The following is a 25,299-nucleotide window of genomic DNA, read 5'->3' as shown; positions in this document are numbered from 1 at the left end:
CTGCGCTCATTTCTGCGCTCATTTCTGGGCCGCTTTCTCGGCGTCCGCGAGCCCGCCGGCGCCCGTCGGCCGCGAGGACGCTTCGGCGCCGCGCGCCTGGACATCGGCCAGCGCCGCCGCGTCGGCCTTCGGCACGCTGAACCGCGAACCGGCCTCGATGACATGCGGGATCACCCAGCGGAACACCTTCAGCGCGCCGATCCAGCCCGGGACGTGAACGGTGCGGGAGCGCCTTCTGATGCCCTCGACGAACTTGCCCACCGCGAACTCCAGCGAGTACGTCTTGCCCACTCCCGGGATCCCGGTCCGGGCCTTGCCGAACACCGGGTGCGCGTCGACCCCGCGCACCATGTCGGTGTCGACGAACGTCATGTGCGCGACGCCGACCCGTACGCCGAGATGCTTCAGCTCGGCCCGCAGCGTGTCGCCCATCGCCTCGACCCCGGCCTTGGACACGTTGTACGACGCCAGCCCCGGGATATGGACGATCGCGGCGAGGGACGAGACGAGCAGCAGGTAGCCCTTGCTCTCCAGCAGATACGGCAGGGTCAAGTGGACAGTGCGCCAGACGCCGAGCAGGTCGACGTCCAGTACGCGCTCCCAGACCTTCGGGTCCATGCTCCGGCTGAAGCCCGGCGCGGCGATCCCGGCGTTCGCCATCACGACGTCGATCCGGCCGTAGCGCTCGGCGATCGCCTCGACCGCGGTCCGCAGCGAATCGGTGTCGGTGACGTCCGCCTCCCACCAGCCGGCCTCCGGGCCGCAGTCCTCCGCGACCTTCTTCAGCTCGTCCGGCTCCAGGCCGACCAGCGCGAGCTTCACGCCGTCCTGCGCCAGCTTCCGGGCGACCGCGGCGCCGATCCCCCGAGAGGCGCCGGTGATGAGCACGACTTGACCGGCCAACGGACGCATCTGGGACCTCCAGCTTGTTGAGTGGATACTCAACAGTAAGTGCTTGTTGACCGATTACTCAATAGACTGTTCCCGTGAGCCAGACCTCTTCCTCCGGTGCCCGGTTGCGGCCCGACGAGCGGCGTGCGCAGATCCTCGCGGCCGCGCGCCGGGTGCTGCTCGCGGACCCGCACCGCGAGCTCACGGTCGAGCTCGTCGCCGCCGAGGCCGGCGTCTCCCCCGCTCTCCTGTTCCACTACTTCGGCTCGAAGAAGAAGTTCCAGTACGCCGTCATCGAGGAAGCCGCGGCCGAGGTCATGCTGCGCACCGCCCCGGATCCGTCGCTGCCGCCCGACGAGCAGCTGCGTGCCGGGATCCGCGCGTTCGTCCGCGCCGTACTCGAAGCTCCTCAGCTGTACCGGGCGACGCTGCTGATGTCGGCCGCCGGGGACCCCGACGTCAGGGCGCTGCACTCCGACCTGCGCCGGGTCTTCAGCCAGTGGGTGATCAGCGCCGTCGCCGAGCGTGGCATCGAGATCACCCCCGTCGTCGAGCTCGCGTGTCACGGCTGGCAGGGTTACGTCGAACAGACCCTGCTGGTGTGGATCGACGACCCGACCGTCTCGCCGGAAGCCCTCGAGCATCTGTGCGCGCAGTCCCTGGACGCCATCCTGTCGACAACCAGCCTCACGACGACCTCCGAGTGAGTGTGAATGACCAAGTTCTTCCTGACGGTTCATGTTCTTGCCGCGATCCTCTGCGTCGGTCCGGTCACCGTCGCGGCCAGCATGTTCCCGCCGATCGCGCGGCGCATGCTCGGCGCCGAAACTCCGGACGCGGGCGGTCTCCAGGTACTGCACCGGATCACGCGGGTGTACGCGTGGGCGGGCCTCGCCGTACCGGTCTTCGGGTTCGCGGTCGCCGGTGGCATGCAGGTGATGGACGAGGCGTGGCTGATCGTCTCGATCGTCCTGACGCTGGCCGCCGCACTCGTCCTCGCGTTCCTGGTCGTGCCGGCGCAGTCCGCCGTACTCGCGGTCGCCGACCAGCCGGCCGAGGTGCGGAGCGGGCTGCTTTCGAAGGCGAAGTTGCTGTCGATGACGAGCGGGATCTTCGGACTGCTCTGGCTGATCGTCCTGGTGTTGATGGTGGTCAAGCCGGGGCACACCGAGGGGTAGGGTTTCCGCCGTGCTGACGGTTGCCACGGTGAATGTGAACGGGATCAGGGCCGCCTTCCGGCGCGGGATGGCGCCGTGGCTGGAGAGCACGGACCCGGACCTGTTGCTGATGCAGGAAGTTCGCGCGTCGGACGACGTACTGCGGGAGCTCCTCGGAGGCGACTGGAACATCGCGCACGCCGAGCCGGCGATCGACGGGCACAAGGGACGCGCGGGTGTCGCGGTCGCGAGCCGGCGGCCGATCAAGGACGAGCGCGGCGAGATCGGTCCCGAGCGGTTCACCGGGACCGGGCGCTGGGTCGAGGCGGACGTAGTGCTGGACGACGGTACGACGTTGACCGCGGTCAGCACGTACGTGTTCACCGGCGAGTTCGAGACCCCGCCGCGGCAGGAGGAGAAGTACGCGTTCCTGGACGCGATCACCGCCCGGCTGGCCGAACTGCGGGCGGACGGGCGGCACGTGCTGATGTGCGGCGACCTCAACATCGCGCACCGCGAGGAAGACCTGAAGGCCTGGAAGGCGAACCGCAAGAAGAGCGGCTTCCTGCCCGAGGAACGCGCGTGGATGGACCGTCTCTTCGAGGCCGGCTGGGTAGATCTGGGCCGCCGCTTCGGCGGTGACGGCCCCGGCCCCTACTCGTGGTGGTCCTGGCGCGGCAAGGCCTTCGACAACGACGCCGGCTGGCGCATCGACTACCAGATCGCCTCCCCCGACCTCGCCGCCTCCGCCACCACCTGCGTCATCCACCGAGCCCCCACCTACGCCGAACGCTGGAGCGACCACGCCCCGGTCGTCGCGACGTACAACCTCTGAGTGACCGCTGTCCGACGTCGCAGGTAGTCTCGCGGCATGTCCGAGAATTCTTCTTCTGTCACATCTTCTGGCACATCTTTTGGCACACCGCCGGTTGCTGCCCGGAAGCCGGTTGAGCGGGTGCATCACGGTGATGTGTTCGTCGACGAGTACGAGTGGTTGCGGGACAAGAGCGACGACGAGGTGCTGGGGTACCTGCGGGCCGAGAACGCGTACACCGAGGCGCGGACCGCGCACCTGGAATCGTTGCGTGAGGCAATCTTCAAGGAGATCTCGGACCGGACGCTGCAGACCGACCTGAGCGTTCCGGCCCGGCGCGGCGGGTACTGGTACTACTCGCGCACGATCGAGGGCCGGCAGTACTCGCTGCACTGCCGGGTCAAGGTGGACGGCGACCAGCCGCCGGCCACCGACGGCGAGATCGCCGGCGAAGAGGTCATGCTGGACGGCAACGAGGTGGCCGGCGACTCCGAGTTCTTCTCACTCGGCACCGTCGACGTGTCCCCCGACGGCCGCCTGCTGGCGTACTCCGTCGACCTCAAGGGCGACGAGCGGTTCACGCTGCGGATCAAGGACCTCGACACCGGTGAGCTCCTGCCGGACGAGCTGCCCGAGGTGCACTACGGCTCGGCCTGGTCCGCCGACGGCTCGACGATCTTCTACACCAAGGTCGACGACGCCTGGCGCCCGTACCAGGTCTGGCGGCACACGCTCGGTGAGACCGACGACGTGTTGGTCATGGAGGAGCCCGACGAGCGGTTCTGGGTCGGAGTCGACCTGACCCGCAATGAGCAGGCCATCATGATCGCTCTCGGCAGCAAGCTCACCAGCGAGGTCTGGCTGCTCGACGCCCAGAACCCGACGGGTGACCCGGTCGTGGTCGCGGCCCGCCGCGAGGGCGTCGAGTACGACGTCGAGCACGCCGGCGACCAACTGCTGATCACGCACAACGCCGACGCCGCCAACTTCTCGCTGGCCTCCGCGCCGCTCGACTCTCCCGGCGACTGGACGACGCTGATCGAGGGCGACGAGACCAGCCGTCTGCTCGGCGCGGACGCGTTCGCCGACCACGTCATCCTGTACCGGCGCCGCAACGCGCTCACCGAGCTCGCGATCATGCGGCGTAGCCAAGACGGTACTGACGGGTTCGGCGATCCCGAAGTACTGGAGTTCGACGAGCCGATCTACACCGTGTCCCCCGGCCGCAACGACGAGTGGCACGACACCCGGTACCGCTTCGGCTACACGTCCCTCGTCACCCCCGGTTCGACGTACGACGTGGACGTGGCGACCGGTGAGCGGCGCCTGCTCAAGCAGCAGCCCGTGCTCGGAGGCGTCGACCTGAGCGACTACACGCAGTACCGCGAGTGGGCGACGGCGCCCGACGGCACGAAGGTGCCGATCTCGATGGTCGCGCGCAAGGACGTCGCGCAGGACGGGAACGCTCCGGTCGTGCTGTACGGGTACGGCTCGTACGAGTCCTCGATGGACCCGTGGTTCTCGATCCCGCGGCTGTCGCTGCTCGACCGCGGCGTGGTGTTCGCGATCGCGCACGTCCGCGGCGGCGGCGAGCTCGGCCGGCACTGGTACGACGACGGGAAGATGCTCACCAAGCGGAACACGTTCACCGACTTCATCGCCGCCGCCGAACATCTGGTGCAGGCCGGCTGGACCAGGCCGGAACGGATCGTCGCCCAGGGCGGCAGTGCCGGCGGCCTGCTGATGGGCGCCGTCGCGAACCTGGCCCCGCAGGCGTTCGGCGGAATCGTCGCGGAAGTCCCGTTCGTCGACGCGCTGACGACGATTCTGGACCCGTCGCTGCCGCTCACCGTGATCGAGTGGGAGGAATGGGGCAATCCGCTCGAGGACGCGGAAGTCTACGAGTACATGAAGTCCTACTCGCCGTACGAAAACGTCACCGCCCAGCACTATCCGCGCATCCTGGCGATCACCAGCCTGAACGACACCCGGGTGTTCTTCGTCGAGCCTGCGAAGTGGGTGGCGAAACTCCGGGCGACCGCGACCGGCGACACCGACGTACTGCTCAAGACCGAGATGGAGGCCGGGCACGGCGGCCGCAGCGGGCGGTACGACGCCTGGCGCGAGGTCGCGTTCTCGCTCGCCTGGGAGCTGGACACCCTCGGATTGAGCTGAGAGGCCGGGAATTTCTGGCCCCGGACGTGTGTTGTGTAACACATCCGGGGCACCGGAACACCGGATTTCTGTACGGATTCTCAGGTTGTGTCCCGGAGTGTTGGGCCGAATAGGCCACGAACGCCCCGGGACACCGGTTTCCACGGCGAATTCGCTGCCGGGAACTCTCAGGGAACCTTCAGGGTGTTTACACACTGGTACCGGAATCTTGAACCCTACTCGAGCGTTGCTCTCCATGTAACGACGAAGGGAGTTTCGGTGGCTCGCATGGCTCGTGTCCGGTCCACGGACGACGGTATCGACGGCAAGGACAGCGTCGGTCTCTACCTCGAGGAGATCGCTCGCACTCCTTTGCTGACGGCTGAGGAAGAAGTCGAGCTCGCTGAGACGGTCGAGGCAGGACTCCTGGCGGAGCAACTGCTGGCCGAAGGGCGGGTTGGACGTAAGAAGGGCGGAGCGCCCAAATATGCCACGGAGGAGGAGCTGGAGTGGCTGGCCGAAGAGGGCCGGCGCGCGCAGCAGCGGTTCGTGACCGCCAACCTCCGGCTCGTGGTGTCGATCGCCCGCCGCTACGGGCGGTCCCAGATGCCGCTGCTGGACCTGGTCCAGGAAGGCAACACGGGACTGATCCGCGCGGTGGAGAAGTTCGACTACCGGAAGGGTTTCAAGTTCTCGACGTACGCGACCTGGTGGGTGCGGCAGGCCATCACCCGCGGTATCGCGCAGCAGGCCCGGGTGGTCCGGCTGCCGGTGCACGTGGTGGAGCAGCTGAACCAGATCGGGTCCGCACGGCGCACGCTGGAGCGCAAGCTCGGGCGGGAGCCGGAGATGGACGAGATCGCAGCCGAGCTGAACCTGGACGAGGAGCGGGTCACCGAACTGATCCGTATCGGCCGGGACCACATCAGCCTGAACAGCCCGGTCGACGACGAGGGTGAGACCTCGCTGGGTGACCTGATCGCGGCCGAGACCGCGCCGGGTCCGGACCAGCTGGTCGCCGACGCGTCGGACCGTTCGGGACTGTTCAGTCTGGTCGACCAGCTCGACCCGCGGTCCGCGGACGTGATCCGGCGCCGCTACGGTCTGCACGACGGCCGCCAGGCCAAGCTGGCCGATATCGGCGCGGTGCACGGCATCTCGGCCGAGCGGGTCCGCCAGATCGAGCGCGAGGCACTGGGCCGCCTCCGCCTGATGGCAGACCCGACGCTGGCCGCGTAACACCCACCCCGAAACCCCTCAGGACCCCCGAGCCACGATCTGGCTCGGGGGTCCTTTCGGTTCTCAGCCCAAGTGGCCGGTCGCTAGCCGTAGCGCGTCGCGGACGTTAAGCAGCTGCTTCGTTCCAGGAGTCGATCAGCGGGGGCAGCTCGGAGAGGCGCTGGACTGTCGCGTCCGGCGTACCTTCCGTGTGGCCGATCTGCTCGATCGGGATCGCACTGTGCGGCAGGTGCGCCGCTCGCATCCCGACGTTCTGCGCGCCCCAGACGTCGTCGAACAGCCGGTCGCCGACGAACAGGCACCGGGACGGCTCGTCCACCCCGACCGCCCGCATCGCGGCCAGGAACGCCTCCGGGTGCGGCTTGGTGTGCGCGATCTCGCTGGTGTAGACCGCTCCGTCGAGCAGGTCGAGTACGCCGTCGCGCGCGAACACCTCCTCGTGCCGCCGACGCGGCCAGATCGTGTTCGACAGCACACCGACCTTGAGACCGCGGTCCCGGAGCGCCTGCAGCGTGTCAATCGCGTCCGGCTCCAGCTCGGTGTGCGGGTCCCACTGGCGCTCGTACTCCGCCAGCGCCGCGGGTGTCATCACCACCTCGGCGAGCGCGCACACCTCCTCCAGGGTGCTGCTGCGGTGCTCGTCGCGCGACCGCAGCCAGACAGAGCTCTCGGCCGCCACCAGGCGGGCCGTCAGCTCGTCTGCGTTGTCCTCATCGAGCAGCACGGACACGGCCCTCCACATCTCGTGGAGAGAGATGTCGTGCCAGGTTGCCAGCGTGCCGCCCCAGTCGAACAGGACGGCTTCGATCTTCGCGTTCGTCACCCGTCAAAGCCTGCCAGAACCGACCGACAGTTCTCGCCTGCTTTTCAGCTCAGGCGGCGGATCTCCTGCCGGCGGGCCAGCCAGGTGACGGCGATCAGGTAGAACGCCAGGCAAGGAATGTCCGCGACGAGCAGCGTCCACGGGCCGCTGCCCTGCACGTCCCACTGATCCCCGCGGCCAGTTGCCGCCGGCAACAGGAAGGCGATCAGGTTGTTCAGCACGTGCAGAGCGATCGCGGCCTCCAGTCCCCCGGTCCGGACGGTCAGCCAGCCGACCACCACCGCGAACAGGAAGATGTCGGCCATCGCCCAACCCAGGTACCCGTGGGCAGACGCGAAGGCCGCGGCGCCGACGACGATCCCGGGCCACGGCGACCGGAACAGCGTCCGCAACCAGCGCGCCCGCCCGTTCGGGTCGTCCGGCCCGTACGCGCCGACCGCCTGGATCAGCCAGCCGCGGAACACGAACTCCTCGGCCGCCGACTGGAACGGCACCAGGAGCAGGATCACGAGCGCCGGTACGACGAACGCACCGAAGCCGATCCAGTCTCCGCCAGCCGTCCCGATCGAGTCCTCGGCCGGGAACACCGCGTCGACCAGCGCGCCCATCGCGAACGAGAGCGCGATGTACCCGAACGCCGGCAGGCAGCACCACAGGAGCCAGCGCCAGCGGATCCGGTTCAGCACCGAGGCGACGCTCCAGAACGGCCGGCGTTGGACCATCCACGCGACGAGGCCGACGAGCGGCGTCAGGATGCCGAGCAGCACCAGGGTCATGGCGAGGTTCTCGGTGTCGCTCGGGAAGATGTCCGTACCGCTGGGCGTGGGGAACGGTCCGGCCAGCGCCCGGTGCGCGATCACCCAGATCACCACGACGGCTGAGGTCAGGACGAACCCGAAGAGGCCGAGCAGGATGGTTCCGGCGAAGGGCCGCCACCAGGCGTGTTTCGGCGTACGGGCGAGCCGGTGGTACGGCGTACCTTCCGGCGCCGGGACTGTTCGCGGCTCGTGGTTCACGTACGGCGACGGATAAGCGCCGTACGGATGTTGATACGGCGGTGGGTATTGCTCGGGATATGGACCAGAGTGGGGCGGCGGTGGTGGGGGCTGCCCCGGCTGGGAGTATGGGCCCGGTTGCGGAGACGGTCCGGGCTGTTGCGGGTCCATAACTGGACTCTAGAAGATCGGGCCAACTGGACGGAGGGAGAACAAGGTGGTTACTGAACCGACGCTCGGGGTGAACCGGCAGACGGACGCGTTGCCGCAGTCCGTGCTGATGCCGTTGAGCGGTTCGGCCATCTTCCTGGTGGTCCAGGTGCAGCCGGGCGGCGAGGACCGGACCCGGGACCTGCTGGAGCGGCTGAGCGGTCTCGTGCGTTCGGTCGGGTTCCGCGTGCCGGCCGGCAACCTGTCGTGTGTCACCAGCATCGGCTCGGACGTCTGGGACCGTTTGTTCAGCGGTCCGCGCCCGGGCGAGTTGCATCCGTTCGTCGAGCTCAAGGGCGCCACCCACCACGCGCCGTCGACGCCGGGTGATCTGCTCTTCCACATCCGGGCCGCGCACCAGGACCAGTGCTTCGAGCTGGCCAGCCAGATCATGACCGTGCTCGACGGCGCCGCGACGGTCGTCGACGAGGTGCACGGCTTCAAGTACTTCGAGATGCGCGACCTGCTCGGCTTCGTCGACGGCACCGAGAACCCTACCGGCGGCGAGGCGCACGCCGCCGTACTGATCGGCGACGAGGACCCGGACTTCCGCGGCGGCAGCTACGTGATCGTGCAGAAGTACCTGCACGACCTGAAGGCGTGGAACGCGCTGACCGTCGAGCAGCAGGAGCTCGCCGTCGGGCGGACCAAGCTCGACGACATCGAGCTCGACGACGCCAAGAAGCCCGGCAACGCGCACATCGTGCTCAACGTGATCGAGGACGACGACGGCAACGAACTGCAGATCCTGCGCGACAACATGCCGTTCGGCACCGTCGGCACGCAGGAGTTCGGCACCTACTTCATCGGGTACGCCAAGACGCCGGCGGTGACCGAGCTGATGCTCCGGCGGATGTTCATCGGGGTTCCCGAGGGCAACCACGACCGGCTCCTCGACTTCTCCACCGCGGTCACCGGCTGCCTGTTCTTCACACCCCCCGCCGACTTCCTGGACGACCTGCCCCCGGCGCCCTGAAACCGACCCGCCGGCGTCTGTACGACGGCACGGGCCGGATCCCGGGGTGGCGAGTGAGGGGTCAGGACGAGTGTCGGCGGGTTGAGTGACACTGGGAACATGTTGCTCACCGAGGTGGTCGAGACGTCGGCGGCGCTGGCCGGGACCCGGTCGCGGCTGAAGAAGGCCGAGTTCATCGCGGGGTTGTTGTCCAAGGCCACCGAACCGGCCGAGATCGAGATCGTCGTGACCTACCTGTCGGGCGAGCTGCGGCAGCGGCGCACCGGGGTCGGCTGGCGGACCCTGATGGACGCGCCGGAGCCGGCGGCCGAGCCGACAGTCACGGTCGAGGAGGTCGACGCGACGTTCGCGGAGCTGGCAGAGATGTCGGGCACCGGCGTACAGGCCCGCCGACGGGCTGCGGTGGACGGGTTGTTCGCGCGGGCGACAGCGGACGAGCAGCGGTTCCTGCGGCTGCTCGTCGGGGGTGAGCTACGGCAGGGTGCGCTCGACGGTGTGATGGCGGATGCGGTCGCGCGAGCGACGGGCATTCCGCTGAACAAGATCCGGGCCGCGGCGATGTTGCGTGGGGCGGCTGCTCCCGTTGCGGTCGCCGTACTGACCGAGGGCGAGGCGGGGCTCGCGCAGTTCGGGCTCGAGGTCGGCCGCGGGGTGCAGCCGATGCTCGCGCAGTCGGCGACGAGTGTGGCGGAGGCGTTGGAGAAGACGGGTACGCCGGCGGCGCTCGAGTGGAAGCTGGACGGGATCCGGATCCAGGCGCACCGGGACGGCGAGAAGGTCGTCGTCTACACGCGGACGCTGGACGACATCACCACGCGGGTGCCGGAGGTGGCGACCGCCGTACTCGCGCTTGATGCACAGCAGGTCGTGCTTGACGGCGAGCTCATCGCGTTGCGGGCCGACGGGCGACCGGAGCCGTTCCAGGTGACGGGTTCGCGGACGGCGACCCGGGCTGCGACGGGACCGGAGTCGGTACCGCTGACGCCGTACTTCTTCGACATCCTGCATCAGGACGGCGAGGACCTGCTCGGGCTCGACGGTGCCACGCGACACGAGTGGCTGGCGAAGCTCGTGCCTGAGGAGCGACGGGTGCCGCGACTCGTGACCGATGACGCGGAGGCCGGTCAGGCGTTCTTCGCAGACGCCGTACGCCGCGGGCACGAAGGCGTGATGGTGAAGTCGTTGACAGTGCCGTACGAGGCGGGCCGGCGCGGTTCGGGATGGGTCAAGGTCAAGCAGACGCACACGCTCGACCTGCTCGTGCTGGCGGCCGAGTGGGGTCACGGGCGGCGGACGGGCTGGTTGTCGAACCTGCATCTGGGCGCGCGGGACGAGGAGACCGGCGAGTTCGTGATGCTCGGCAAGACGTTCAAAGGGCTCACGGACGAGCTGCTGCGGTGGCAGACGGAGCGGTTCCAGGAGCTCGCCGTACGGCGGGACGACTGGGCCGTCTATCTCCGGCCGGAGGTGGTGGTGGAGATCGCGTTCGACGGCGTACAGACCTCGCCGCGGTACCCGGCCGGGATGGCGCTGCGGTTCGCCCGGGTGATCCGGTATCGCGAGGACAAGCGTCCTGCCGACGTTGATACCGTGCAGACGGTGCGCGAGATTCACCTCGGACCCGGTGCGGAAGAGAGTGTGGGCGATGAGTGAGGACCCGGATGTCGTGTCGCGCCGGATCGCGCGCGAGTCGCTCGACCGGGACGACCCGACCGGCTGGTTCGAGAACCTGTACGCCGCGGCCGCCGAGGGTTCCGCGGTCGTCCCGTGGGATCGCGGTACGGCGCACCAGTTGCTGATCGAATGGGTCGAGGAGTCCGCGCCGGACGGTGCGGGCAAGACAGCGCTGATCGTCGGGGCGGGCACCGGGTGGGACGCCGAGCTGATCGCCGACCGCGGGTACGACACGACCGCGTTCGACATCTCCCCCACCGCGATCGAGACCGCGGTCCGCAATCACCCGGACTCGAAAGTGCACTATCGCGTCGCTGATCTGCTCGCGCCACCGCCCGACTGGCCGCACGCGTTCGACCTCGTGGTGGAGATCTACACCGTGCAGGCACTCCCGATCGCCCTGCAGCCCGAGGCCGTCAAGCACGTCGCCGAGTTCGTCGCACCCGGCGGCACGCTGCTGGTCATCGCGGCCGCCCGCCCGGACGACCAGCCCGATGACGCCATCGAAGGCCCACCCTGGCCCCTCACGCGCGCAACCATCCAGTCGTTCGCCGGCGCGGATCTCCGCCTCATCCAACTCATCCAGTCCCCCAGCCCAGTCGACGCAACCGTCCTCCGCTGGCGAGCCGAATACCTACGCGACTGAACTCCATGTCCGACCTGCCTCCGCTCGTTCAGCGCGCCCTGGACGCGGCCAGTGAAGTCGGCATGCCGCTGCGGCGGGAAGGAACCGGTCCGTCTTGTTGCCTGCCGGACGTGGGCCGATTTCTGGCGGTGCTGGCGGCCGGGTGTATTGGCGGTTCGATCGGCGAGGCGGGAACCGGTGTCGGCTTCGGGGCGGCGTGGATGGCGTCGGCGATGCCGGTCGATTGCCGTCTGGTGACGGTGGAACTGGACGAGACCCGTGTGGCTGCGGCTCGGCGGGTGTTCGCGGACGAGCCGCGGGTCGCGGTGGTGCACGGGGATTCGTTCGACGAGTTGCGGCGGCGGGCGCCGTTCGATCTGCTCTTCGCGGACGGCGGGCGGCAGCCCGGCGGGATCGTGGAGCTGCTGCGGATCGGCGGGCGGCTGGTGAACGACGACGTCACGCCGGTGGACGTGCTGCCGGCTGATTCGCCGTACCGCGAACACGATCCGAAGCGGGAGTTCTTCTTCGGCGATCCGCGGCTCGTGGCGGCCGAGGTGGTGTTGCCGGACCTGCGGAATTCGCTGCTCGTGGGCACCCGGGTGAGCTGAGATTGCATGGGAACATTTGTTCGATAATCATGTAGACTCGGGTTATGGCGGGGCGAGGTGTGGTGGGGCCGACGGCGTTGCGGATGATGCTCGGGAGTCATCTGCGGGAGCTGCGTGAGCGCGCCGGCGTCAGCCGCACCGATGCCGGCTGGGCGATCCGCTCCTCGGAGTCGAAGATCAGCCGCCTCGAGCTCGGCCGGGTCGGGTTCAAGGAACGTGACGTCTCCGACCTGCTGACGTTGTACGGCGTGCAGGACGCCCGCGAGCGCGATCGGCTGCTGGGGCTGGCCCGCGAGGCCAACGACCCGGGCTGGTGGCATCGGTACGGGGACGTCACGCCCGAGTGGTTCGACTCGTATCTCGGGCTCGAAGCGACCGCCGAGCTGATCCGGACGTACGAGATCCAGTTCGTGCCCGGCCTCCTGCAGACCGCCGACTACGCGCGCGCCGTCGCGCAGCTCACGCCTGGCGGGGCTCGTACCGACAACGAGATCGAGCGGGTCGTCGCCTTGCGCACCCGCCGGCAACGGGTGCTCGACCGTGAGCCGCCGCTCAAGCTCTGGGCTGTCATCGAGGAGTCCGTGCTGCACCGGCCGATCGGCGGCACCGACGTACTGCGGAGCCAGCTCGACGCGCTCCGCGAAGCCGTCGCCCGCCCGAACGTGACCGTGCAGATCGTTCCCCTCGAAAGCCCCGGCCACGCCGCCACCGGAGGCGCGTTCAGCCTGCTCCGCTTCCCGCAACGCGACCTGCCCGACATCGTCTACCTGGAGCACCTGACCAGCGCGCTCTACCTGGACAAACGCGACGACGTAGAGGCCTACACCCAAGCACTGGACCTCCTGGCCTCCACCAGCCCGTCACCCCACCACACCCAACAACAACTAACCCGCCTCCTCGCGCGCCTGCCGTAGACCGCTCGCGCCCGCCGGTCGTCGGTTGTGACTGATCCGTGGTGGTGGTTTGCGGAACAAACTGCCAGCCGGTGACGAAATGTTCCGGAAAGGCGTGCGTCCGGGGTCCGAGCGGGTGGCGGTGGGTTGGGGAGGATTTTTCCCGATGTGGGCTGGAGATCCTCCCCAGATTCGGCTCCCGGGAGGCCTGGCCGGCGGCAGGCGGTGGCTCGGCAGCGGTGAATCCTGCTCGCCGCGCGGTGGAGCAGCTTGGTGCGGGGGTCAGACCTCGAGTTCTTCGCCGTGGGCGTTGATGGCGAGGTCGGGGTGGTGGAGGTCGAAGGCTGGGGACTCGGAGCGGATTCGGGGCAGCTTCTCGAAGTTGTGGCGAGGTGGTGGGCAGCTCGTTGCCCACTCCAGCGAGCGGCCCCAGCCCCATGGGTCGTCAACCTCCACCCGTGGGGTGCGGCGCGACTTGTAGATGTTGTACAGGAACGGCAACGTCGAGACTCCGAGGACGAACGCGCCGACCGTCGACACTTGGTGCAGCACGGTGAAGCCCTCGCCCGCGCGGTAGTCGGCGTACCGCCGCGGCATCCCCTCGACGCCCAGCCAGTGCTGCACCAGGAACGTCGTGTGGAAGCCGACGAACAGCAACCAGAAGTGCAACTTGCCCAGCCGCTCGTCGAGCATCCGCCCCGTCAGCTTGGGCCACCAGAAGTAGAACCCCGCGAACATCGCGAACACCACAGTGCCGAACACGACGTAGTGGAAGTGCGCGACCACGAAGTACGAGTCGTTCAACTGATAGTCCAGCGCCGGCGACGCGAGGATGATCCCGGTCAGACCGCCGAACAGGAACGTGACGAGGAACCCCACCGACCAGAGCATCGGCGTGTCCAGCGAGACCGACCCGCCCCAGATCGTGCCGATCCAGTTGAAGAACTTCACCCCGGTCGGCACGGCGATCAGGAACGTCATGAACGAGAAGAACGGCAGGTTCACGCCGCCCGTCACGAACATGTGGTGCGCCCAGACCGCGATCGACAACGCCCCGATCGCGAGCGTCGCCGCGACGAGGCCGTAGTACCCGAAGATCGGCTTGCGGCTGAACACCGGGAGGATCTCGGTGATGATGCCGAAGAACGGCAGCGCGATGATGTACACCTCGGGATGCCCGAAGAACCAGAACAGATGCTGCCACAGCATCGCACCGCCGTTCGCGGCATCGAACACGTGCGCGCCCAGCGTGCGGTCCGCCTCCAGCACCAGCAGGGCCGCCGCCAGGATCGGGAACGCGATCAGCACCAGGATCGACGTGATGAGGATGTTCCAGCAGAAGATCGGCATCCGGAACATCGTCATTCCCGGAGCGCGCATGGTGATGATCGTGGTGATGAAGTTGACGCCACCCAGGATCGTGCCGAGACCGGCCATCCACAGTCCCATGATCCACAGGTCTCCCCCGATCCCCGGCGATCGTATCCCTCCGTTCAACGGCGCGTACGCCGTCCAGCCGAAGTCGGCCGCCCCGCCCGGGCTCAGGAACGCGCCGAGGGTGATCAACCCGCCGAACAGGAACAACCAGTAGCTGAACATGTTCAGTCGCGGGAACGCCACGTCCGGCGACCCGATCTGCACCGGCATGATGACGTTGGCGAACCCGACGAACAGCGGCGTCGCGAACAGCAGCAGCATGATCGTGCCGTGCATCGTGAAGAGCTGGTTGTACACCTCTTCGTTCACGATCTGTAGTCGCGGCTCGGCCAGCTCGGCGCGGATGACCAGCGCCATCACGCCGGCGATCAGGAAGAACGCGAACGACGTGACGAGGTACAACTGGCCGATCACCTTGTGGTCGGTCGTCGACAACAGCCGGCCGATCACCTGCCCCAGTGGCCGCCGCCCCACCTCGGCAGCGGTCGAGGTGCGCTCGGTGACTCCGGCATGCCCGCTGACAGTGGCCATGCGCTCCTCCGTATTGCCGCTTCCCTTCGATTAGACACCTATGGATCGCGATCAGCTAGCTTTGGGGCCCGGCAGCGATCATCGCGCGTACGTCGGCCAGTCGCAGCGTCGCGGGGTCGACGTCCATCAGGCACCACGTCGCCCCTGCCTCGGCGTACGGGCGCGGATCGACCGACGGCTCCAGGGCCACCGCGATGTCGTAGTCGTCCAGATCGCCCCGAAGTTCACGCAGTACGGCGGCAGGCTCGGCCACCTGATCCGGTGACGTGAGGTTCACCGGGAAGAATCCGTCGTACCGCGCCGCCCGCCGGACCGGCTTCGCATTGCCCGGGAACCCGGCGAGCCACACCGGCACCTTGCCGGCCACCGGGCGCGGCAGGAACTGCACGTCGTCGACGAGGTAGTGCTTGCCGTGGTGGTTCACCGGCTCCCCCGACCACCCTGCGGTGAGGATGTCCAGCGTCTCGTCCATCCGCTCGGCTCGCCTCCGGTCGTCCACTTCTTCGCCGGTCCTGGAGTACTCCTGCGCGAACCGGTCGCTGCCCAGCCCGACGCCGAGGATCAACCGGCCGCCCGAGAGCCGGTCCAGGGTTGTTGTCTCACGCAACAACTTGGTCGGTCGGCGGCGTGCGATCGGTGAAACCATCGGCCCGAGCCGCAGTTGTTCCGTCGCGGTCGCCATCGCGCTCATCGTGATCCACGGATCCGACACCTCGCGGATCGGTTCCCGCCACCACAACTGGTCCCAGAGGAAGAACCCGTCCCACCCGGCCTCCTCGGCCGCCGCCGCGAGCCGCGCGACCTCCCTCGGATCGGACAACTCGTCGAACAGCGGCAGCCAGATCGCGAACTTCATCAGCGCTCCTCAGTGTGGGCGACGAGCTCGTCGACAAAGGTCTTCCAGTACGGCGCCGACAGTCCGTGTCCCATGCCCGCCAGCACTGCTAGCCGAGCGCCTGGTACCGCATCACGGATCGATTCACCATGCGGCAGCGGGAGCAGCGGATCCGCATCGCCGTGCAGCACGAGGACCGGCATCGTCAGGTCCCCGAAGCCACCGTTCCGCGGGCCGTCGAAGGTCATCGCGAAGTGGTTCGTCAGCGAGGCCTCGTAGTTCCGCGCTCGCGCCATGTCCTCCCGCACCAGCGCGCGGGCCTCGGCTTCGTGGAAGTGACCGGCCGCCTCGGCTTCGATCGACCGTACGACGTATTCCTCGACCGCAGCGGCGTCGGCGAAGTCCGGCGTACCCAACCGTGGCATGTCAGCCGATGGCGGCGGGAGCCCGTCGTCGCCGGTGCTCGTCGACACGAACGTCAGCGAAGCGACTCGCGACGCGTGGTCGACGCCGAGCATGAGCGCCGTACCGCCGGACATCGACTCCGCCACCACGTGCGCCCGCTCGACACCGAGCGCATCGAGCAGACCGACGGCGTCCGCCGCCAGGTCGCTCATCGCGTAGCCCGGTTCGCCGGTCGGGAACGACGTCGAGCGGCCGGTGTCGCGCTGGTCGTAGCGGATCACGAAGCGTCCGCGCGCCGCCAGTTCGGTGCACAGCCGGGCGTCCCACCAGAGCATGGACGCTCCGGCGCCATGGATCAGCAGGACCGCGGGATCAGCCGGGTCGCCGTACGTCTCCGCGCTGAGTTCGACGTTGTTGACTGCGTAAGTTGCGGAAGTTGTCATGCTTCGACCGTAGAAGCGGACGATCATCGTGAAAAGCGATTGATTCTTATCAAAGCGATCGCCATCGGCGATAGAGTGTCGGCATGTACGAGTTACGTCATCTGGCGACGCTGGCCGCTGTCGCCGACGAGGGATCGTTCGGCCGCGCCGCGAGCAGGCTCGGGTACACGCAGTCGAGCGTCAGCCAGCAGATCGCGGTCCTGGAGAAGACAGCCGGCGGTCCGCTGTTCGACCGGCCCGGTGGGCCGAAGCCGGTCCGGATCACCCCGCTGGGCACCGTCGTCCTGCAGCACGGACGTGAGTTGCTGCGTCGCGCCGACGAGATGCGCGACGGGATCGAGCGATTCCGGGCCGGCGACAGCCGAATCGACATCGGCACGTTCCAAACCGTGTCGAACACGCTGCTGCCGCAGGTGATCCGCGGACTCCGCGACGCGCATCCGGGATGTGACATCCGGCTGTTCGAGGAGGAGACCGATGATCCCGACCTCGCCGGGCTCGACATGATGTTCTTCGACGGCCGGGGCGGCGACGGCATCGAGAACCTCAAGCTCCTGGACGACCCGTACTTCCTCGTCGCGAGGCCCGGCGACTTCCCGGCCGGGCCGGTCGCACTCGAGAGGCTCGACGGACTGTCACTGGTCGCGCATCCCGCGATCTGCCACCAGGCCGTCATCGAAGACTTCCTGAACGCCCGCGGCATCCGCCCGCAGGTCGTGTTCCGCACCGAGGGCAACGAGGCACTACTCGCGATGGTCCGTGCGGGCCTCGGGGCGGCATTGATGCCGCGTCTCGCCGTACTCCGCGACGACGAGAGTCTGGCGCTGCATCAACTCACGCCAGAACTCCCGCCGCGGGAGATCGTCTTGCTGTGGCAGGCCGGCCGCACGCACTCACCGCTTGCGGCGCACGCGATCGAGCTCGCGCAGAGTGCGGCGGCCGCCCTGATCTAGCTGGCCTAACTGACGGTCAGGACCTTCGAGGCCGTCTGCGTGCCCTGGTGGTCAGCGTCCGCCAGCCACACCACGCGGTACGTGTACGTGCCGCGTGCGGTCGGCTTGATCGAGAACGCGTACTTCCCGTTCGTCGTCAGCTTCCCGGTCGTCACGGCAACCCACGACGTACCGGAGCGACGCTGCAGGTACGCCGTCGTACCCGCATGGGGCGGATTCAGGTAGCCGTACAGCAAGGTCGATCCGCCGAGCCTGATCGCCGCCGGAGTCAGGTACGCCGACATCGCCGGATGGACCTGCACGAGCGCCGCCGCGCTCCGCGTCCCGAGCACGCCGGTGGCTCCGTTGTAGCCCCACATGTAGTACGTCGACACCGCCGGCTTCTGCGTCGCCTTCGCCACACCGTTGGCGTCGGAGGTGAACGTGCCGACCGTCGACCACTTGCTGGCGTTCTTCGCCTTCGAGTACAGCACCACCGGTACGCCGGCCAACTTGGCGCCGTCCAGCCGGGTCACGGCCGTCGAGAGCGTCACCGCGCCGGTGTACATGATGGAGGCCGCGCTCGCCCCGATCGTCGCCTTCGAACCGACCAGCCGTACGTCGACGCCCGGGCCGATCTTGCCCTTGCTGTCCTTGACCCACACGCGGTACGCGTAGCTGGCCGAATTCGCCAGCCCGGTGTGGGTGAACATGCTCGCGGTGCCGTTGTAGATCGGCGTACCAGCCGTCGGCAGCTGCGGCGGCGTCGAGCCCGATGCGGCGCGCACCATGATCTGCCCGAGCGTCGTGCTGGCAGGCTTCGTCCACCGCAGCGTGGCAGCCGCGACCCCACCCGACACGCTGAAGCTACTCACCGGAGGCGGCGGAGCGGTCAGGTTCAGGTAGTTCTTGTCGATGTTCAGCGTCACGCCACCGTTGGTCTCAGTCAGGTTGGCGTACTGGTGGACCCGCTGGTGGTTGTTCCAGTAGGTATCCGGGATGTACCGAGTCGACCCGACGGGCGTGTAACCCCAGTGCGCGAACCAGATGTTGTCCGGTCGCGTGTAGGCCGTGCTCGTGTAGGCGCTGGCCAGATCCGCGCCGCCCGACGAAGCACTCACGTACGCGCCGCCGAGGTAGCCACGCGAGTTCAGCTCTTGCGTCCAGCCGCTCAGGTACGAAAGCACGGACGCCTTGCACACGGCAGTCGACGGGTAGCCCTCGATGTCGCTGTAGATCGCGCTCCGCTGCGCGAACCCGAGCGCCTGCGCCGCGGCCACCGCGTTGATCGCTGCGTTCCGGCCCTGGGTGACTGCCGTCGACAGGATGGGCGAGATGCGGCTCGCGGCCGGGAACCTCGTCGTGCACGGCGCCTGCAGACCCACGTCGAGGAGCAGGAACTGCCAGCCCTTCGCGGCGTTCGTCGCGACCCAGTCCGAGGTCAGGTTCGGCTGCGTGGCGCACGTACGCACTCCGCCACTGATGTAGACGCCGATACCCTGATAGTTCGGCCGCCACGCGTCCATGGTGGACTGCGGCGGCGCGTCGCAGGCGTCGAAACCCTGGCCCGCGAAGTTGCCGGTTGCAACGATCGTGGGAGTCACGGCTGCCTGCTCGGCCACTCGTACCGACGACGTCTTCGTCACCACCCGGCCGGTCGCGAGCAGGTCGCTCGCCGCACGCTCCGACCCCGGCGCGTAGTACGCCGTCGCGAGCACGCCCGCGTCGGTGACCGCGCGACGGAGCAGTCCGTCGCTGGACGGCTGCGACGTGGTCAGCGGCTCCAGGATCAGGCCGGAGCTCCGACCGACGAGGTGCGCGGGGCAGTTGGACTGCGCCGTACTGCGGCCCAGGTACACGGCCGGCTGGTCGAGTCGGACACAGGTGGTTGGGTTGGCGGCTACGTCGACGATCGGCCAGCTGGCCGGGACGGTCACTTGGTAGCCGCGGTACGAGACGGTTTTGGTGTCTTCAGCGGTGGCCGGCCCGCTCAAAGCGACTCCGGCGACCAGGCCAAGGGCAAGAGCGAGCCCCCCAGGTCTGAACAACCTCACATTGCTCCCCAGTTCATCGTTGGACGGTGCCCCCAAGTGAAGGCGAGCGCCTGCGCTCCTGTCGAAGAGCATCCGGCACTCGCCTCGATGCCCAGATGCTATCGGCGCAGCAAGTTCAGCCGTCGGGCGGTCTGTTTTGGATCGATCGGTCCATAACATGCTAGGCTCGGCGGCATGCCGAGACCGAGGACCTTCGACGAGGATCGTGCCGTGGATGCCGCGATGCGGGTGTTCTGGACGTCGGGCTACGAGGCCACCTCGACCCAGGACCTCTGCGCGGCGACCGGACTCGGCCGGAGCAGCATCTACAACACCTTCACCAGCAAGCGCGATCTGTTCGACCGTGCCCTGCGGCGGTACGTCGATCGCTTCACCGCCGCCCAACTCGAGGTCATCCAGGACGCGACACTGCCGATCCGCGAGCGGGTCCGGCAGATCCTGTGGACCGCGGTGGAGCCGGATCCCGACGAGCCGGCCGGCTGCTTCGTGATCAACACGATCGTGGAGCTCGGCCCGAAGGACGCCGAGGTCGTCGATCTCCTCGATCGCGACCACGAGGCGAAACTCGCCGCGCTGACGACCGCCATCCAGGCGGCGCAGTCCGCCGGTGAGCTCGACCCGGAGCAGGACGCGGCCGGGCTCGCGACGTACGTCTTCACCGTTCTCGGCGGCCTGCGCGTGGCCGCCCGCCGTGGCGCGACACCCGAGAGTCAGCGGATCGTCGTCGAGGCGACGCTGCGCAGTTTCTGATTCCTGCCGGCTCTCGGTTCAGCACGCCCAGATTTTGAACCGACCGATCTAATATTGAGAGGCTCCGATGCCCCGCGCTGTCTACCTGCTCGGCCTGGCGATCTTCGCCCAGGGCACGTCCGAGCTGATGCTCGCCGGTCTGCTCCCCGAGATCGCGACCGATCTCAACGTCTCCATCCCCGCGGCCGGGTTGCTGATCTCCGCGTTCGCCGTCGGCATGCTCGTCGGCGCACCGATCCTGGCCGTCACAACGCTGCGCTGGTCCCGGCGCGCGGCGATGCTCGTCTTCCTCACGATCTTCGCGCTGACCCATGTGGCCGGCGCCCTCACCTCGTCGTACGGCGTGCTGCTCGCGACCCGGGTCGCGGGCGCCTTCGTGTACGCCGGATTCTGGGCGGTCGCCTCGGTGACCGCGATCGAACTGGCCGGACCGGAAGCACGTGCGAAGGCGATGAGCGTCCTGGCGGGCGGTCTCACTGTGGCCACGATCGTCGGGCTGCCTGCCGGGACGTTGCTCGGCCAGCACCTCGGCTGGCGGTCGGCGTTCTGGGCGGTCGCCCTGTTGTCGGTCCTCGCGATTGGCGGTGTCGCCGCGACCATCCCGCGGGGACGCGGACAGAGTGCTCCCCGGCTGCGTCTCGAGCTGCGCAGCATGGCGAATCCGCAGCTCTGGCTCGCGTACGGGACGACGGCACTGTCGACCGGCGCGATCCTGGTGATCTTCAGCTACCTCGCTCCCCTGCTCACCGAGACCACCGGGCTGTCCGCCGCCTGGGTGCCGGTGATCCTGGCGCTGTACGGCGTCGGCGCGCTGGTCGGGATCACGATCAGCGGACGCACCGCGGATCGGCGACCTTTCAGCACGCTCGTCATCAGCCTGACCGGAGTGGTCGCCGCGGCGATCCTGCTCGCGCTCGCGACCGGCACACCGTGGCTCGCCATTCCCGCGATCATCGGTGTTGGGACGTTCGGCTTCGCCACGAACCCGGCGGTGAACTCGCGGGTGTTCGGCGTCGCCGGATCCGCGCCGACGCTCGCCGCCGCCTTCAACATCTCGGCCTTCAACGTCGGCATCACGGTCGGGCCCTGGCTCGGCGGCCTGGCGCTCGACGCGGGCGCGGGCTATTCCGCGGTCGGCTGGATCGGCGCGGGTCTCGGAGTGCTTGCCTTCGGCACCATTCCGCTCGCCGTCCGGGCCGCGGGCCGGAGCACTCAGCCGGCGTACGAGAGCGCGAGCTCGATGACCGGCGCGTAGGCCGCGCGTCGGTCGTCCGTCCAGGTCGCGGCACCGCCGGCGAGGTCGTCGGTCGTCATGCGGTAGATCAGCGCGCGCACCAGCATCTGGCCCCACTCCGGCAGGTGCGCCCATCGTGCAGCCAGCTCCGGTTCGGCGGCGTACCAGCACAGTGCGTCGGCGACCGCGACTGCCGCCGCCCAGGACGGCGGTCGCCAGTAGACCGGCCAGTCGATGATCGCCGGCGGGAGACCGTCGGCGAACATCACGTTTCCCGGCAGATCACCGTGCACCACCTGCGCCGCCAGGTCCACCGGCCGCCACGCGGCAACGAGCGGCCCGACCAGGTCGACGTACGCCGGACTTCCGTCGACCGACTGTTCTCGCCAGGCGACGCGGTCGCCGTCCGCCCACGGATCGTGGCGGCTGTCGATGAACTCCGGCCGCGGCAGCCCGGCAACGGCCTCGTGAAAGGCGGTCGCGGCGGTGAGGATCTCGTCCTGCCGCCGCACATCCGTCGCACCGACCAGCAGCTCGCTGGCTTCCCATCCGGACGCGACCCACGCACCGTCCCGGGCCCGCACCGGCCGCGGCACCCGGAAGTCTCCGGACTCCGGCAAGCTGTCCAACACCTCGGCGCGCCATCCGGACTCCGCGTCGGCGCGCTTGAGTACGACCGCTCCGGAACGCCAGGTCTCCCCCCGTCCCCCGGCCAACCGAACGGGCGGCTCTGCCAGGCCGAAAGCGTCCAGCACCAATCGCGACGGTCCCTGCATAACTGCACTCTTTCATCGCTAGGGTTGACGCGGCGGTGGGAGGCTGAATGGGTGGCGGTGCGAGGCAGGTCGAGGTCAGGCTCCTCGGTCCGTTCGGAGTCTTCGTGGACGGGACCGAGGCCCGCGTCTCGGCGCCGCGGTTGCGGGATCTGCTCGGGGTGCTCGCGCTGTCGACAGGTGAACCAGTGCCGATCGAGGCGATCGGACACCGGGTCTGGAGCGAGCAGCCGCCGGACCGTCTGCGCCCGACCGTACAGACCTGCGTCTCCCGGCTTCGCACCCTGCTCGGCCCCGAGGTCATCCGCGCGCATCCCGAGGCCTACGCGCTCACGCTCCCCCGCGAGAACATCGACGTACTCCGCTTCACCGACGAACTCGAGCGCGCACACCGACTCCCCGTGCCGGCCGATGAACGCAAGGCGACCGCGGCGGCGCTCGATCTGTGGACCGGCACGCCGTTCTCCGACCTGACGGCCGACTGGTTCACCACGGCCGCCCTCCCCGGTCTGGTAGAGCGCTATCTCGCGGCCCGGGAGCGGCGGATCGACCTGGACATCGCCGGCGGTGTCCTCGAGCCGCTGCTCGTCGAGGTCCGCGACCTCACCGCGCAGTACCCGCTCCGCGAACCGTTGTGGGAGCGCCTGATCCGGCTGCTCGACCTCACCGGCCGCCACGCGGAGGCGCTCGCCTGCTACGACGACGTACGCCGTCTGATCGCCGACGAACTCGGAGTCGATCCGGGTGCCGAGCTCCGCGCTCTGTACGCCGAACTGCTCGCCGCGGACGCCCAACCCGACTCAACACCGGACTCCGGACCCGCCACGGACCCGCCCGTCGTCGTACCCCGGCAACTCCCCGCCGAGAACAGCAGGGTCACCGGCCGCGAGGACGAGCTGAAGGAGCTCAACGAACTGCTGCCTGCGCCCGACGAGAAGGATCCGGCGACCGTGATCGCGGCGATCTGCGGCATCGGCGGCGCGGGGAAGACGAGTCTGGCCATCAGGTGGGCGCACCGGGTGCGGCACCTGTTCCCTGACGGCGACCTGTACCTCAACCTTCGAGGATTCGGTCCGGGCGACGCCATGCCGACGACCGCGGCGCTCCGGCTGCTGCTCGGCGGTCTCGGCCTGCGTGCCGAACGGATCCCGAGCGACGAAGCAGCCCAGTCCGCGTTGCTCCGCAGCACCCTGCACGGCCGGCGCATGCTCCTCCTGCTGGACAACGCGCGCGATGCCGAGCAGATCCGCCCACTGCTGCCCGCCCGAGGCTGCCTGGTGATCGCCACCAGCCGGGACCGGCTGCGCAGCCTCGTCGTCCGCGACGGCGCCCATCGCATCACACTCGGCGAGCTCCCACCCGTCGAGTCCGAGCGGCTGATCCGATCGATCGCGCCCGACACCCAGACGGACCATGTCAGCGAACTCGCCCGGAGCTGCCGGCACCTGCCGCTCGCACTCGCGATCATCGCGGAGCACGCCACCGGACGGACGCCGCAACAGGTCGCCGAACTGCTCGCGCAGCTGCACGCGGAACAGTCGGTCCTCGACACGTTCGACGGTGGTGACGAGGCAACCGATCTGCGCGCGATCTTCTCGTGGTCGCACCGGGCGTTGCAGGGCGCCACGGCGCGGTTGTACGAGCACCTCGGTCTGCTCCCGGTCAGCGACTTCGCCGTACCGGCCGTCGCTGCGTTGCTTGGGGCAACAGTTACGGACACCCGTCGCCTGCTCGCCCGGCTCGCCGACCTGCACCTGGTGGAGGATCTCGGCAACGGTCGCTTCGAGATGCATGACCTGGTCCGCGCACACGCCGCCGAACTGGGCCGGCTGCGTCCGGACCGCGCCGAGGCGCTGGAGCGGCTGTTCAGCTGGTACACGCACACCGGCTACAACGCACGGTTGCTGCGCGACGACCGTGGATCCGACCGCAAGCTCCCTCCACCAGCAGCCGGCATCACTCCGCAGCAGTTCCCGGACGCCGCGGCAGCCGTCCAGTGGTACAACGACGAGCGGCAGACGCTCGCCGCGGTGATCCGGCTCGCCCATGCCACCGGCCACGACCGGCACACCTACGAACTCGTCGAGTCGTGCGAAGGCGATCTCAGCGGCCGCGACCTGGACCTGCTCACCGAACTCCTCCTGCTCGCCCAGGACAGCTGCACCCGGCTCGACGATCCCTTGCCCGAGGCCTTCATCAACAACACGCTCGGGCTGCGCTACATGGATCAGCGCGACGACTGCGAACGCGCGATCGTCCACTTCGAACGGTCGGTGGAGATCTTCCGCGCAGCGGGCCTCGACCTCCAGGCATCCCGGGGCCTGGGCAACCTGTCGGTGTCGCACGACATGCTCGGCCGGACGGACCAGGCGATCGACCTCGCGCACCAGGCGCTCGCGATCAAGCGGCGGCTCGGAGACGAACGCGGACAGGCGAACACGCTCGGGAACATGGCCGCGATGTACCACGCAGCCGGCCGTCTCGACGAAGCGGCCGAGGCCGCCGGGGAGGCGATCCGCTACTACCGCACCATCCAGAGCCACCGAGGTGAGGGCTCCGTCCTCGACACGCTCGCCGGCATCGAGCGCTCCCGCGGGCGGTACGACGAAGCGCTCAGCTGCCACCTGGAGTCCGTGCGCCTGCACCGCGACCTCGGGTTCCCCTGGGGCGAGGCCGTCGTACTGACGAATCTCGGGCACACGTACCGCGCGGTCGGCCGGATCGCCGAGGCCAAGGCCGCGTGGCAAGAGGCGCTGATCATCTGCGACCGCATCCACGCCCCACGATCCGAGGACCTCGACCGTGAGCAGCTCGTCGCCCTCCTGAGTCAGGACTGACGGGCG

General features: G+C 68.7%; 22 protein-coding genes. 14 read left to right on the top strand and 8 right to left on the bottom strand.

Translation table 11 applies throughout. The annotated features are described in order from the left end of the window. Positions 1–18: 18 nt before the first annotated feature. Positions 19–912: an SDR family oxidoreductase gene (locus EV647_RS33240; protein ID WP_134010031.1), complete on the bottom strand. Its 894-nt coding sequence runs from the start codon at positions 910–912 to the stop codon at positions 19–21. 74 nt (positions 913–986) lie between these two features. Between EV647_RS33240 and EV647_RS33235 the strand changes: the two genes are divergently transcribed. From EV647_RS33235 to EV647_RS33215, 5 genes are all read left to right on the top strand, one after another. Then, a complete protein-coding gene (locus tag EV647_RS33235; RefSeq protein WP_134010029.1) occupies positions 987–1,598 on the top strand; it encodes a TetR/AcrR family transcriptional regulator in 612 nt (203 codons plus the stop codon). A gap of 6 nt (positions 1,599–1,604) precedes the next feature. Then, positions 1,605–2,069 carry a hypothetical protein gene (locus EV647_RS33230; protein ID WP_134010027.1) on the top strand — a complete coding sequence of 155 codons (465 nt, stop codon included), beginning with the start codon at positions 1,605–1,607 and terminating at the stop codon, positions 2,067–2,069. Between the two features lie 10 nt (positions 2,070–2,079). Further along, positions 2,080–2,883: an exodeoxyribonuclease III gene (locus EV647_RS33225; RefSeq protein ID WP_134010025.1), complete on the top strand. Its 804-nt coding sequence runs from the start codon at positions 2,080–2,082 to the stop codon at positions 2,881–2,883. A 36-nt stretch (positions 2,884–2,919) separates the two neighbouring features. Then, positions 2,920–5,037 carry a S9 family peptidase gene (locus EV647_RS33220; protein ID WP_134010023.1) on the top strand — a complete coding sequence of 706 codons (2,118 nt, stop codon included), beginning with the start codon at positions 2,920–2,922 and terminating at the stop codon, positions 5,035–5,037. 258 nt (positions 5,038–5,295) lie between these two features. After that, the gene (locus EV647_RS33215; RefSeq protein WP_133789278.1) at positions 5,296–6,255 is read left to right on the top strand and encodes an RNA polymerase sigma factor RpoD/SigA; all 960 of its coding nucleotides are present in this window, start codon (positions 5,296–5,298) and stop codon (positions 6,253–6,255) included. 106 nt (positions 6,256–6,361) lie between these two features. On the opposite strand, the gene EV647_RS33210 is transcribed toward EV647_RS33215, so the two are convergent. Continuing rightward, complete coding sequence (locus tag EV647_RS33210) at positions 6,362–7,078, bottom strand: HAD family hydrolase (RefSeq protein ID WP_134010021.1); 717 nt, start codon at positions 7,076–7,078, stop codon at positions 6,362–6,364. 44 nt (positions 7,079–7,122) lie between these two features. After that, the gene (locus tag EV647_RS33205) at positions 7,123–8,094 is read right to left on the bottom strand and encodes a CPBP family intramembrane glutamic endopeptidase (protein WP_134010019.1); all 972 of its coding nucleotides are present in this window, start codon (positions 8,092–8,094) and stop codon (positions 7,123–7,125) included. Between the two features lie 196 nt (positions 8,095–8,290). On the opposite strand from EV647_RS33205, the gene EV647_RS33200 reads away from it, so the two are divergent. From EV647_RS33200 to EV647_RS33180, 5 genes are all read left to right on the top strand, one after another. Then, positions 8,291–9,259: a Dyp-type peroxidase gene (locus EV647_RS33200; RefSeq protein WP_134010017.1), complete on the top strand. Its 969-nt coding sequence runs from the start codon at positions 8,291–8,293 to the stop codon at positions 9,257–9,259. A gap of 99 nt (positions 9,260–9,358) precedes the next feature. After that, positions 9,359–10,912, top strand: a complete 1,554-nt coding sequence (locus EV647_RS33195) for an ATP-dependent DNA ligase (RefSeq protein ID WP_134010016.1) — start codon at positions 9,359–9,361, stop codon at positions 10,910–10,912. Beyond that, positions 10,905–11,579, top strand: a complete 675-nt coding sequence (locus tag EV647_RS33190; protein ID WP_134010014.1) for a bifunctional 2-polyprenyl-6-hydroxyphenol methylase/3-demethylubiquinol 3-O-methyltransferase UbiG — start codon at positions 10,905–10,907, stop codon at positions 11,577–11,579. Before EV647_RS33195 ends, EV647_RS33190 begins: the two co-directional genes overlap by 8 nt. Positions 11,580–11,689: 110 nt before the next feature. After that, positions 11,690–12,169 carry an O-methyltransferase gene (locus EV647_RS33185; protein ID WP_238177516.1) on the top strand — a complete coding sequence of 160 codons (480 nt, stop codon included), beginning with the start codon at positions 11,690–11,692 and terminating at the stop codon, positions 12,167–12,169. Between the two features lie 44 nt (positions 12,170–12,213). Continuing rightward, positions 12,214–13,083 (top strand): helix-turn-helix transcriptional regulator, encoded by an 870-nt coding sequence (locus EV647_RS33180; RefSeq protein WP_238177515.1) that lies wholly within the window; start codon positions 12,214–12,216, stop codon positions 13,081–13,083. 261 nt (positions 13,084–13,344) lie between these two features. On the opposite strand, the gene ctaD is transcribed toward EV647_RS33180, so the two are convergent. From ctaD to EV647_RS33165, 3 genes are read right to left on the bottom strand one after another with little or no spacing between them, the layout of a single operon-like run. Next, positions 13,345–15,030, bottom strand: coding sequence for a cytochrome c oxidase subunit I (ctaD, locus tag EV647_RS33175; RefSeq protein WP_134010010.1), 1,686 nt, complete (start codon positions 15,028–15,030; stop codon positions 13,345–13,347). Between the two features lie 55 nt (positions 15,031–15,085). Beyond that, positions 15,086–15,886: an LLM class flavin-dependent oxidoreductase gene (locus EV647_RS33170; protein WP_134010008.1), complete on the bottom strand. Its 801-nt coding sequence runs from the start codon at positions 15,884–15,886 to the stop codon at positions 15,086–15,088. Next, positions 15,886–16,713 (bottom strand): alpha/beta fold hydrolase, encoded by an 828-nt coding sequence (locus EV647_RS33165; RefSeq protein ID WP_134010006.1) that lies wholly within the window; start codon positions 16,711–16,713, stop codon positions 15,886–15,888. The genes EV647_RS33170 and EV647_RS33165 overlap by 1 nt, the downstream gene beginning before the upstream one ends. A gap of 83 nt (positions 16,714–16,796) precedes the next feature. On the opposite strand from EV647_RS33165, the gene EV647_RS33160 reads away from it, so the two are divergent. After that, positions 16,797–17,666 carry a LysR family transcriptional regulator gene (locus tag EV647_RS33160; protein WP_134010005.1) on the top strand — a complete coding sequence of 290 codons (870 nt, stop codon included), beginning with the start codon at positions 16,797–16,799 and terminating at the stop codon, positions 17,664–17,666. A 5-nt stretch (positions 17,667–17,671) separates the two neighbouring features. On the opposite strand, the gene EV647_RS33155 is transcribed toward EV647_RS33160, so the two are convergent. Continuing rightward, positions 17,672–19,639: a DUF1906 domain-containing protein gene (locus EV647_RS33155; protein ID WP_238177514.1), complete on the bottom strand. Its 1,968-nt coding sequence runs from the start codon at positions 19,637–19,639 to the stop codon at positions 17,672–17,674. A 234-nt stretch (positions 19,640–19,873) separates the two neighbouring features. Here EV647_RS33155 and EV647_RS33150 point away from each other — a divergent pair, with 234 nt between their 5' ends. Next, positions 19,874–20,449: a TetR/AcrR family transcriptional regulator gene (locus EV647_RS33150; protein WP_134010001.1), complete on the top strand. Its 576-nt coding sequence runs from the start codon at positions 19,874–19,876 to the stop codon at positions 20,447–20,449. A 67-nt stretch (positions 20,450–20,516) separates the two neighbouring features. Further along, on the top strand, positions 20,517–21,704 hold the full coding sequence (locus tag EV647_RS33145; protein ID WP_134009999.1) for a Cmx/CmrA family chloramphenicol efflux MFS transporter: 1,188 nt from the start codon (positions 20,517–20,519) through the stop codon (positions 21,702–21,704). Here EV647_RS33145 and EV647_RS33140 read toward each other — a convergent pair. Beyond that, positions 21,662–22,459, bottom strand: coding sequence for a TIGR02569 family protein (locus EV647_RS33140; RefSeq protein WP_238177513.1), 798 nt, complete (start codon positions 22,457–22,459; stop codon positions 21,662–21,664). The two genes, EV647_RS33145 and EV647_RS33140, sit on opposite strands and share 43 nt — an antisense overlap. A 47-nt stretch (positions 22,460–22,506) precedes the next feature. Here EV647_RS33140 and EV647_RS33135 point away from each other — a divergent pair, with 47 nt between their 5' ends. Continuing rightward, positions 22,507–25,293 carry a tetratricopeptide repeat protein gene (locus EV647_RS33135; protein WP_134009997.1) on the top strand — a complete coding sequence of 929 codons (2,787 nt, stop codon included), beginning with the start codon at positions 22,507–22,509 and terminating at the stop codon, positions 25,291–25,293. Positions 25,294–25,299: the final 6 nt, after the last annotated feature.

Origin of the sequence: Kribbella sp. VKM Ac-2566, assembly GCF_004366005.1 — a bacterium.
Taxonomy (GTDB): domain Bacteria; phylum Actinomycetota; class Actinomycetes; order Propionibacteriales; family Kribbellaceae; genus Kribbella; species Kribbella pratensis.
This window is presented reverse-complemented; position numbering and strand designations above follow the sequence as displayed.

What these genes read in the sequence shown, in the direction of transcription:
- EV647_RS33240 (WP_134010031.1), bottom strand. Translation starts at nt 912, where the DNA reads ATGCGTCCGTTGGCCGGTCAAGTCGTGCTCATCACCGGCGCCTCTCGG.
- EV647_RS33230 (WP_134010027.1), top strand. Translation starts at nt 1,605, where the DNA reads ATGACCAAGTTCTTCCTGACGGTTCATGTTCTTGCCGCGATCCTCTGC.
- EV647_RS33220 (WP_134010023.1), top strand. Translation starts at nt 2,920, where the DNA reads ATGTCCGAGAATTCTTCTTCTGTCACATCTTCTGGCACATCTTTTGGC.
- EV647_RS33195 (WP_134010016.1), top strand. Translation starts at nt 9,359, where the DNA reads ATGTTGCTCACCGAGGTGGTCGAGACGTCGGCGGCGCTGGCCGGGACC.
- EV647_RS33190 (WP_134010014.1), top strand. Translation starts at nt 10,905, where the DNA reads ATGAGTGAGGACCCGGATGTCGTGTCGCGCCGGATCGCGCGCGAGTCG.
- EV647_RS33180 (WP_238177515.1), top strand. Translation starts at nt 12,214, where the DNA reads ATGGCGGGGCGAGGTGTGGTGGGGCCGACGGCGTTGCGGATGATGCTC.
- ctaD (WP_134010010.1), bottom strand. Translation starts at nt 15,030, where the DNA reads ATGGCCACTGTCAGCGGGCATGCCGGAGTCACCGAGCGCACCTCGACC.
- EV647_RS33170 (WP_134010008.1), bottom strand. Translation starts at nt 15,886, where the DNA reads ATGAAGTTCGCGATCTGGCTGCCGCTGTTCGACGAGTTGTCCGATCCG.
- EV647_RS33165 (WP_134010006.1), bottom strand. Translation starts at nt 16,713, where the DNA reads ATGACAACTTCCGCAACTTACGCAGTCAACAACGTCGAACTCAGCGCG.
- EV647_RS33160 (WP_134010005.1), top strand. Translation starts at nt 16,797, where the DNA reads ATGTACGAGTTACGTCATCTGGCGACGCTGGCCGCTGTCGCCGACGAG.
- EV647_RS33150 (WP_134010001.1), top strand. Translation starts at nt 19,874, where the DNA reads ATGCCGAGACCGAGGACCTTCGACGAGGATCGTGCCGTGGATGCCGCG.
- EV647_RS33145 (WP_134009999.1), top strand. Translation starts at nt 20,517, where the DNA reads ATGCCCCGCGCTGTCTACCTGCTCGGCCTGGCGATCTTCGCCCAGGGC.
- EV647_RS33140 (WP_238177513.1), bottom strand. Translation starts at nt 22,459, where the DNA reads ATGCAGGGACCGTCGCGATTGGTGCTGGACGCTTTCGGCCTGGCAGAG.
- EV647_RS33135 (WP_134009997.1), top strand. Translation starts at nt 22,507, where the DNA reads ATGGGTGGCGGTGCGAGGCAGGTCGAGGTCAGGCTCCTCGGTCCGTTC.